General features: G+C 71.3%; 7 protein-coding genes. 2 read left to right on the forward strand and 5 right to left on the reverse strand.

What is annotated here, in order from left to right; all coding sequences use genetic code 11:
- The 5 genes from HUX53_RS06480 to HUX53_RS06500 form a co-directional block, all read right to left on the reverse strand.
- A partial coding sequence (locus HUX53_RS06480) for an SseB family protein (RefSeq protein WP_176402251.1) occupies positions 1-1,014 on the reverse strand: 1,014 nt, incomplete at its 3' end.
- A gap of 61 nt (positions 1,015-1,075) precedes the next feature.
- Positions 1,076-2,467, reverse strand: coding sequence for an SseB family protein (locus HUX53_RS40775; RefSeq protein ID WP_255204992.1), 1,392 nt, complete (start codon positions 2,465-2,467; stop codon positions 1,076-1,078).
- Positions 2,468-2,576: 109 nt separating this feature from the next.
- The gene (locus HUX53_RS06490; RefSeq protein ID WP_176402255.1) at positions 2,577-4,115 is read right to left on the reverse strand and encodes a hypothetical protein; all 1,539 of its coding nucleotides are present in this window, start codon (positions 4,113-4,115) and stop codon (positions 2,577-2,579) included.
- Positions 4,116-4,592: 477 nt separating this feature from the next.
- On the reverse strand, positions 4,593-5,261 hold the full coding sequence (locus HUX53_RS06495) for a cytochrome b/b6 domain-containing protein (protein WP_217919148.1): 669 nt from the start codon (positions 5,259-5,261) through the stop codon (positions 4,593-4,595).
- A 10-nt stretch (positions 5,262-5,271) separates the two neighbouring features.
- Positions 5,272-5,976: a molybdopterin-dependent oxidoreductase gene (locus HUX53_RS06500; protein ID WP_217919149.1), complete on the reverse strand. Its 705-nt coding sequence runs from the start codon at positions 5,974-5,976 to the stop codon at positions 5,272-5,274.
- Between the two features lie 94 nt (positions 5,977-6,070).
- Between HUX53_RS06500 and HUX53_RS06505 the strand changes: the two genes are divergently transcribed.
- Positions 6,071-6,652, forward strand: coding sequence for an HhH-GPD-type base excision DNA repair protein (locus tag HUX53_RS06505; protein ID WP_176402253.1), 582 nt, complete (start codon positions 6,071-6,073; stop codon positions 6,650-6,652).
- 308 nt (positions 6,653-6,960) lie between these two features.
- On the forward strand, positions 6,961-9,102 hold the full coding sequence (locus tag HUX53_RS06510; protein ID WP_176402254.1) for a SpoIIE family protein phosphatase: 2,142 nt from the start codon (positions 6,961-6,963) through the stop codon (positions 9,100-9,102).
- Positions 9,103-9,779 lie beyond the last annotated feature (677 nt).

Here is a 9,779-nt window from a genome sequence, read left to right on the forward strand (position 1 = left end):
GACGTGTATAAGTGACAGGCTCTGCGGCGGCCTGGCGGCCTGCCGGCGGGTGCCGGAGCCGGTCCGGGGCGGCTTGACGCCGCGGGTCCGGGTGCGGGACGAGGGGCCGGCCACGTGGACGTCCGTGGGAACCGGCGGGGTGGGCGTGGCCCGCTTCCGGGGCTCCTCCGGTTCGAGCAGCGCCTTTGCGTCCAGGTACGAGGCACTGGGCAGGCCCGGGTTGACCGCGAGCTGCCACTCGGGGTGCGGCCAGTGCCGGGACAGCTCCGCCAGCGACGCCTCGCGGTGGTGGACGGCCTGGCCCTGCAGCGAACGGTCCATGGCCTCGGGCGAGGTGAACGCCAGGACGAACGTGCCGTCCCCGAACTGCGCCGTGGCGAACTGGTGGCCGTCGGCTCCCGGCTCGCCCGACGAGGGCAGGTACAGGACCGCGCGCGCGAGGAGCTCCAGGTAACCGTGCTGGTCGCCGCGTTCCCGCGCGTCGGTGAGGGCGGTCTCCAGGGCGGTGCCGGAGGGCCGGTCGGCCCGCGCGGCGGACGCGGCGGAACGGCGCTCGTCCTCGGGGACGGCCAACGGGATGCCGAGGCCGGGCAGCGCCAGCGGCCCCCCGTCCGGGCCCGCCTTGCTCGCCTGGTAGACGAGTTCGAGCGGGGACTCGAGGCCGTACACGTCGCGGAAGGCGCCGACCATCTGCCCGGCGAGCATCGCGCACGCCTCCAGGTACTCGGCGGAGGCGCGGCCGCCCCGGTCACGCCAGGTGAACCGGTCCCACCAGTTCTTGCGCTCCTCCTCGTCCGGGGGCTCCCAGCCGAGCGCCCTCAGCCGCCGCTCCTGCCGCGGGGCCAGCGGGCGGGGCAGGAACGCGCTGCCGACGGCCTCCGCGTCCAGCACGCCCTCCGACCGCATCGCCTGGGCGTAGGGCAGCCCGCTCGGTCCCTGCACGATGAGGAACGCCTTGACCGGCAGCCGTGAAAGCTCCAGCGTCAGCCGTTTGGCGAAGTCGTTCCAGTCCACTCGGATCCACTTTCACGTCCGCGGGCGAGGATTCCGTACTTGACGGTAGCCGAACGCCGCTTCACTCGGTCCAGGGAGCCGGGACGGCGTCGGTCCGCACCTGTGCCCAGACGCCGCCGATGGCGTCGTACACCGCGAGCGGGGTCTCCTCACCGTCGCTCGCCGACCGCCACAGGCGGGTGCCATGAGGCGGCCTCATCGGCACGCCGACCGGCTGTCTCTGCGGCGCGGGCGCCCTGTCAAGTGCTGCGCTGTCCGGCGCTGCTCTGTCCGGCGGCGGGCTGTCGGGGACACTGTTCGACGGCTTGTCCGTCGGCGCGCCCAGGGGCGGCCCAGCGGCCGGCGACGGTTCGCGCGTCTCGGGCTCGGCGCTGCCCCGCTCCAGAGCCGCCCGGAGGTCGGCCGCCGTGTACGGGTCGATCGCGGTATGCGAGTCGTCGTACGGAACATCGTCGTACGGGACGTCCGCGCCAGGGGTCGAGCCGTTCAGGCTGGGGGGCGCGCCACCGGCGACGGGGTTCGGCCCTGAGAGCGCGTGCGGATCGACCGTCCCGTACGGGTTCGAGATGTCCGGCCCGGCGGCGGGCGGCACGTCCTGGCCACCGGTCAGCCGCCCGATCGCGGACGAGTCGAGCAGCACCTCGCTGGGCAGGCCCCAGTTGATCGCCACCCGCCACGCGGGGTCCGGCCAGCCGGACGCCAGCCGGTCGAAGGACGTGCGGCGGTACAGGCCGGGATGCCGGTCGCCGGTGCGCGCCAGCGCGCCCGGCGAGGTGAACACCGTGACGTAGGTGTCGCCGCCGATCGTGATGGTGGGGAACTCGGCGCGGTCGGGATCCTCCACGGCGGAGGCGGACGCCGGGAGCACCAGGTCGGCGCTCTCCAGCAGGCTGAAATAGGTGGTGTTGTCGCCGTTCGCCTTGGCCTCCGCCAAGCGCGGCTCCAGCAGGTCGGCGTCCGCGCTGGACGTCGCCCGCCGCTTGTTCACGCGGGACGCGTCGGCGACGTCGATACCGAAGTCGAGCAGTTCGATGAGGCCGGTCCCATGGCGGTGGAACGACTCGTACACGAGGTCGGACGGGCGCCGGACGCCCTGGACGTCGCGCAGGGCCGTGACCATCACGTCGGCCAGCCGCGAGTAGTCGCCGTCCGTCACGCTCAGCATCCCGCCGGCGGCGCCCGCCTCCGGCAGCTCCGTCCACCAGTTGCGCGGGGCGGGGTCGGCGGGCGGGCGCCAGCCCGCGTCGCTCATGACCTCCTCGTCCGCCAGCGTGAGCAGCAGCGGCCCGTCGAGGAAGTTGTTGCTCACGGCCTCGGCGTAGAGCCGGTCGGGCTCGCGCATGGCCTGGACGTAGTGACGGCTCTCATCCCGCTCGCGCACGATGAGGATCGTGTCGCGCTCGAGACCCGCCAGCTCACGTCCCAGCCGCCGGGCGAACTCGGACCACTCCAACAAGACCACTCCCTACGACCGGGGGCCGGCCCCGGGCCCCCGAGACCCCGCGAGACCATGCCCGGGTCCCGATGATTGTCGCAGCGGACGCCGCGCGCAAACCGGGAGTTCACTCGGGCGGGGGTTCGTGACGTAGCACACGCAGTGCTTCGCGGAGAGCGGCCGCGTCGTCCCCTGCGCGGTCCATGACGTCGATGAGTTTGTGCAGGATCTCGTGGCGTTCGTAGCCGACGTCCAGCAGCGCCTGGGCGGTCGTCCACAGTTGCGGGGGGCGATCGTCCCACAGCCTCTCGGTGAGGCGCTCGTGCGCGTCGAGGTGGGCCTCGTCCGCGCCCGGGTGCTCGAACTCCAGGATCGCGCGTCGGTCGTCGGGATCGGCTGGATCCAGTTTCGACAGGTTGATGAACCCGTGCCGCCCCGAGCGCCGGTGGGTGCCCGACAGGAAGGGCAGGGCGAACGCGCGCCGGGGGAGCGCCTCCAGATCGCCGTCGGGCAGCAGCCGGTCGACGAGGTCACGGTCGAGGCCGGACGCGGCCGGATCACGGTAGGCCTCGGCGAACTTGGCCGTCGCGTCCCACAGGGCGTCCAAGGTGGCCCTGATGCCCTCCTCCGGAAGGCCGGTTCGCTTGCCCGCCCACCGCACCCACGCGCCCAGCACATGGGGGACAGCCTCTTGTTCCGTCGGGGAAAGCAGAACCTTTCTCGGCAGCCAGTCGAGGAGGAACATCTCGCACTTGACCGGAGAGACCCGTAGCGGACGGCCGAAGTCGTGCGTGCAGCCGTAGTCGATGATCCGGTCCACGCACCGGCTCGCCGCGGAGAGGTCCGACAACCCCTCCGCCTCGTCCGAGGCAAGGAAACGGGCCGCGATCGTCGCGCGCCTGTCGCGCCCGTACACCGGCGGCTGGGGCAGCCGCCCACCCGGCGGGAGGATGTCCACGCGCGCGCGGACGAACGCGTGGTACGTCCCGAAGTTCTCGTGCACGGGCGGGTCGTCGAGGCCGTCGGTGAGGTCGAGGGCACTGCGCAGCAGCGCCCCGGTGTCGCGCGGGTCGAGTTCCTCGAACCGCATCAGCGGGTTGTCGCGGCCTTCGCGGCGGCACTGGTCGAGAAGCCGGTCGACCCGGGAGGAGACCCACGCGTCCCTGACCATTCCGCTCACCGGTGGAGGTCCCGCCGGAGCGGACGGGCCGAACGGGTCGCCGGACGGCCGGGCGGCCCCGGCCTTGGTGCGGTCGACCGCGATGACCAGGGCGTGCCGCTCGGTGCCGCCGTAGGTGTAGGTGCAGACGATGGAGTCCTGGTCGCCGAAGACGTCCCTGGAGACGAAGCACCCCTCGGGTTCGACCATCCCCACCCGGTCGGCCCATCCCGGCCTCGCCACGCCGCCGGCCATGAGTTCGAGCGCGGCGCGTTCGGCCTTGGCCGCCTGCCGGGGCGTGCCCATGTAGGCCATTCCGGTGAGCAGCGCCAGGGCGGCGGGCGTCCCGGCGGCTCCCGCGTAGTCGACCAGGGCCTCGCCGATGACCTCCTCGACGTCGCCGTCCGGTACCCGGTGGCCCCACCAGGAACCGAGGATCTCGCTGACGATCAGTTCCGCGTCCAAGGGGCTGCGCACGGCGAGGAGTTCGCGGGCGTGCTGGAGCATGCCGTCGAAAATCGCCGAGACCTCGTCCGGGGGCGTGGCTCCGTCCCGGGCAGGGTCCCCGGAGGAGCGGTTGCGGCTGCGGGGACTCACCCTCCTAGCCTCTCAGATCCCGCGCGGAGCATGTTCCCGGACACGGCCTAACGCGTCCCGGTCCGCGCCCTAGTCAGGGCGGCCGTCCATCCCCCCGCCGGAGGCCCGCCCGGACGGCGGCTCCGATTTCAGGACTCCGGTGAGATGCTCACGCGCCATCCGTTCGACTCTGGCGGGCGTGGCCTCCAGCCCGAGATGGGCCATGCATGCCTGGACGTCGGCCACGCACCGCTGTACCGCGTCCGAGGGGAAGGTAGCGAACTCGTCACAAAGCCGTCGTGCGAGTGCGTCTCGTGTCTCGCTTCGGTGATCGGCCAGTGCAGGCATACGCGCACACCTCCGCGCACGGGGTTCTGGTGTCCCATTCCAGCCGTTTTGCGGGGAGAGTCAAGACATGCCGGGGCGTCGTTTGGCAAATTCTGGACCGGCTTCTTCGGAGCGTGCCTCCGGGGGTGCCTCCTCCCGCTCGGCGTCGGCCCAGGCGGCGTGATGATGTGCCGCCCAGCGGGAGTCGACCCGGCCGGTCAGCATCCCGGTGAGCGCGTCGCGATCCCGCAGCGCCTCCCACAGATGCCCGGCCGTCACCACGACGATGATGAGGAAGAGCCAGTCGTGGACGAACGTGGCGCCCGTCCGCCACCGGTCGCCCCAGGGGTCCGGGAACGTCATGATCTCGCCGGTGCCGAGCATGACCAGGATGGCGCCCGCCGTGAACGCCGCGTTGAGCTTCTGCCCGGCGTTGAACTTGCCTACCGGCAGAACCCCTCGTCCGCCACGCACAGCCCTCCGGTCACTGCGTTTGAGCCATTCCCAGTCGTGCGGAGCGAACCTGTTCAGCCGTCCGAGGTCGGTCCTGAACGCACGGGACATCAGACCCAGCACGAGCGGCACCGGCAGCGCGAACCCGCACCACACGTGGACGGTCTTGACCATCTCCCTGCGGCCCACCAGCGTCGACAGCACCGGCAGGTAGAGCATCGCGGCGGTCAGCAGGCACGCGAGCATCAGCAGGGCGGTCACGTGATGGATCGACCGCTCCGCCCGCGTGAACCGCACCAGCCAGGCGTTATGTGGGGGCATCGTCACGCCCGTTCGACCGTCCCACCCACGCGTCCACGTCGTACCCGAGGTTCTCCCAGTAGCCGGGCTCTACCTTGTCGGTCACCTCGATGCCGTCGAGCCACTTCAGCGACTTGTAGCCGTACATGGGCGCCACGTAGAGCCGCGTCGGTCCGCCGTGGTCGTGTGTGACCGGTTTACCGTCCATCTGGGTCGCCACCAGGACGTCCTTGCGGCGTGCCTGTTCCAGCGTCAGCGACTCGGTGTAGACGCCGTCGAACGACGTGAACCGCACGGCGGTGGCCTGCGGCGACACGCCGACCGCGTCCAGCAGGTCGGGCAGAGCGACCCCGACCCAATGCACGTCCGGCACCCGCCAGCCCGTCACGCACTGGAAATCGCGATCCAGGACGGTCTGGGGCAGCCGCGCCAGATCGGCCAACCGGAACGCCTGCGGCTTGTCGACGAGACCACTAACGGTCACGCGGTGGGTTGCGGCGCTATGCCGATCCACACTGTAGGTAACGGAGTAGTAGCGGAACCCGCCGGCGGCCGGTAGGACGTCCCCGATCGGTCCTACCGGCGCCAGGGTCCGGCTCACCTTGTCCTGGACGGACGCTCCCACGGCGACCCCCGCGACGCCGAGGCCGAGCATTCCGAGCACCACCCGCCGACCGACGGGACTGCCCTCCGTTCGCTCTTCCTCGTTCACGCCCTCATTCGAACACCGCGGCTCGCTCCTCGCCAGGGCCCCGCCGCCCACGTAAGACTTCTGACAGATCTCGCGCCCGCTCTAAGCTGGCCCCATGGCCACGAAGGTTCACCTCGCACAGCGTCCGGAAGCCGACGAGCTGCTGGGACGCAGCCCGCTGGCAGCGCTGGTGGGCATGCTGCTCGACCAGCAGGTCCCGATGGAATGGGCCTTCTCCGGCCCCTACACCATCGCCCAGCGGCTCGGCACCGACGACCTGGACGCGCACGAGATCGCCGCCCACGACCCGGAGCGGTTCGCCGCGCTCCTGTCGGAGAAGCCGGCCGTCCACCGCTACCCCGGGTCGATGGCCAAGCGCGTCCAGCAGCTGTGCCACTACCTCGTGGAGAACTACGACGGTGACGCCGAGAAGGTGTGGACGGGCGTCGACAGCGGCAAGGAGCTGTTCAAGCGGCTGAACGGCCTCCCGGGCTTCGGCAAGCAGAAGGCGCAGATCTTCCTGGCGCTCCTGGGCAAGCAGTACGGCGTCCGGCCGGAAGGCTGGCGGGAGGCAGCCGGCGCCTACGGGGACGAAGGCTCACACCGCTCCGTAGCCGACATCACCGGCCCCGAGTCACTGGCCAAGGTGCGGGCCTTCAAGCAGGAGCAGAAGGCCGCGGCCAAAGCTGCCAAGTAGAAGACACACCCGGAGTCGGGCGGTTGACGCGCCGTGACGTCCGAGGGCCGTAACATCTCCTACTCGCCGTTCAGGCGGGCCGCCTCCGCGTCCCCCTGCGACGGTGCCCGAATCCGACGCGTTCGTCCGGGACCGAAGGGACAAGGATGTTCAGCAGGGGTTCCGTACAGGGCGAACCATCGGGATGATGAATACCTGACTCCGACCGGTGTTGTGATGGAGGCGGGAGCGCTAGCCTGCTCCCATTCACTCATAGTGATGAAAACTTGCCGCGCGGTACGGGACCCTCTGGGGCGGAGGTGTTGTCCATGAGCACCGAGACGTCCGTTCCGCATCCTCGCGTCTCAGGGGTGGAGGGCCTGCCCATGGATGCGTCCGACGCCGCGCTGTACGCGACGTTGCTGAAGGAGGCCCCCGGCGGGCTGGCCTTCTTCGATCGTGAGATGCGCTGCCGCAGGGCCAACGACGCGCTCGCCGCGCTGCTGGGCGTGCCCGTCCGCGAACTGCAGCAGCACCGGCCGTCCGAGGCGCTGCCCGAGGCGCTGGCGGCGGCGTTCGAGACGGCGCTGCGGACCGTGATCGACGAGGACCGCCCGGTCAGCGATCCGGACCTGGTCGTCCCGGCCGGGGAGCCGCCCGAGCCCGGTGACGCGCCCGGCCACGGCGTCGCCACCGCCGTCGACGAGCGCATCCTGGCCTGCACGTGGCTGCCCGCCAGGAACGGCGACGGCGAGCACCTCGGCGTCGTCCTCACCGCGCTGGACGTGACCGAGCGCCGCCGGGCCGAGGAGGTCATCCGGCGCAAGGAGCAGCGCTACCGCTCGCTCGTGGAGGCCAGCGCCCAGGTGGTGTGGGTCGCCGCCCCGGCCGGCGGCGTGATCGACGACGCGCCCGAATGGCGCGCGATCACCGGGCAGACACCGGACGACTACGCGGTCGGCGGCTGGCTGTCGGTGGTGCACCCCGAGGACCGTCCCCGCATCGAGGGTGCTTGGCGCGAGTGCGTCGAAGAGAACCGGGTCTTCGAGACCAACTACCGGATCCGCACCAAGAGCGGCACCTACCGGCACTTCGACGTCCGCGCCGTGCCCATCTGGCAGGGCGACGCGGTGATCGAGTGGGTCGGCGCCAACACCGACGTCACCGGCCAGCGCGAGGCCGAGGAGATGCGCGGCCGGCTGACCGAGCAGCTGTCCGCCGCCGCGCTGCGCACCGCGCGCCTCCAGCAGGCCACCTCCATGCTCGCCGAGGCCCTGACCGTGTCCCAGGTCGTCCAGGTCATCACCGAGGTCGGACGGTCCGCCATCGGCGCCGACTACTCGGCCGTGGCGCTGCTGGACGACGACAAGCTGCGGCTGAGCATCGTGGCGCCGTCCCAGCCGGGGACGGAGGGCGAGATCAGTCCCGTCTCCCGCGACGACATCAAGGTCAGTGACCAGACCGTGATGTCGGTGGCGGTGCGCGAGAGCCGGCCGTTCCTGGCCGAGCACCCCGACAGCCTGCGCCTGCAGCTCGGCCACGGCGAGCGCGACCTGTTCGCCCAGCACACCGAGGAACGCGCCTGGGTCGGCCTGCCGCTGCTCGCGGCGGGCGCCCCCATCGGCGCGCTGCGCTTCTCGTTCACCCGGCCCAGGGAGATCACCGAGGAGGAGCGGGTCTTCCTGGAGGCGCTGGCCGGGCAGTGCGCCCTGGCCGTCGAGCGGGCCCTGCTGTTCGAGCGCGAGCACAAGACCGCCGAGGAGCTCCAGCGCAGCCTCCTGCCGAGTGACCTCCCGCAGCTGCCGGGCATGGTGCTGGCGGCCCGCTACAACCCCGCCACGCGGCACGTCCAGGTCGGCGGCGACTGGTACGACGTCTTCCGCCTGCCGGACGACCGGCTCGCCGTGGCCGTCGGCGACGTCATGGGCAAGGGCGTGCTCGCCGCGGCCGGAATGGGCCGCGTCCGCAACGCCCTGCGCGCGCTCGCGCTGAACGACCCGCGCCCCGCCGCGGTCCTGGCCGGCCTCGACCGGCTGTTCAGCGCCACCGAGACCGAGGAGCAGTTCACCACGGTCGCCTACGTGGTCATCGACCCCGAGACCGGGCAGGGCGAGTTCAGCAACGCGGGCCACCCGCCGCCCCTGCTGATCTCGCGCGACGCGCCCGCGCGCGTGAGCACGCTGGAGCCGGGAACGCCGCTCGGCTGGCCCAGCCAGCGGCAGCAGACAAGTTTTTCCATCGAAACCGGCAACACTGTGGTCTTCTATTCCGATGGACTTGTGGAGAACCGTAGGCGTGGGGTGGACGCCGGGCTGGACGAGCTTGTCTCCGTGGCCGCGGACGCCCCACCTGAAGTGGTAGGAGATCCCGAGAGACTCGTCGACTTCCTGGTCGATCGGATGCTTGCCGGATACGAGCAGGTGGACGATGTGACCGTGCTCGCCCTGCACGTCCCGCCCGAGCCCGCGTGAAATCCCCCTGGGAGCGCGTGAAGACGGAGTAACACGTTCGAAGGACCGTCCCGCGCCCTCTAAGGTGGAGAGTTACCGGGTAGGACTTCAGGGCGGAACGCGCAGCAGTGCCAGAATGCTTGACCCAGACAGAGCGGGTACGCTGCGGTCCCGCACCGGGGGTCCGCTCCGTGTGTGGTCCCACCCAGTGTGAGGCCGGGCCCGTCAGGGCACTTGGGTCAACCAAGCCACACGTTCGTTCGAGAGGTATTTGTGTCGCCTGCTAGCTCGACCTCGAAAGCGTCGGATCTGCACGATCACGTCATCGCGCAACTGATCGAGCGTGGACGGTCCCAGGGTTACCTCGAAGCCGACGACGTACGCCGTACGTTCGAGGAGGCCGACATCCCCGTGTCGAAGGCCTCCAGCATTCTGCGGAGCCTCAGCAAGGAGGGTGTGACCGTCATGGTGAGCGCTGCCGACTCTGCGGCGCCCAAGCGTCCGCGCAAGCGCGCGACGCCGGCGGCGCGCAAGCCCACGACCGCCGCCGCCGCCAAGGAGCAGCCCGACACGGTGACCGCCGTCGTCGGCGACGAGGCTCCGGCGGAGGCCGCCGCCGACCCGCGCCCGGCCGCCGCCAGGCCCCGGCCCTTATACACATCTGACGCTGCCGACGAAGACGACCGCGTCAATCCCAG

It is taken from the genome of Actinomadura sp. BRA 177, from assembly GCF_013372625.1.
Taxonomy (GTDB): Bacteria; Actinomycetota; Actinomycetes; order Streptosporangiales; family Streptosporangiaceae; genus Spirillospora.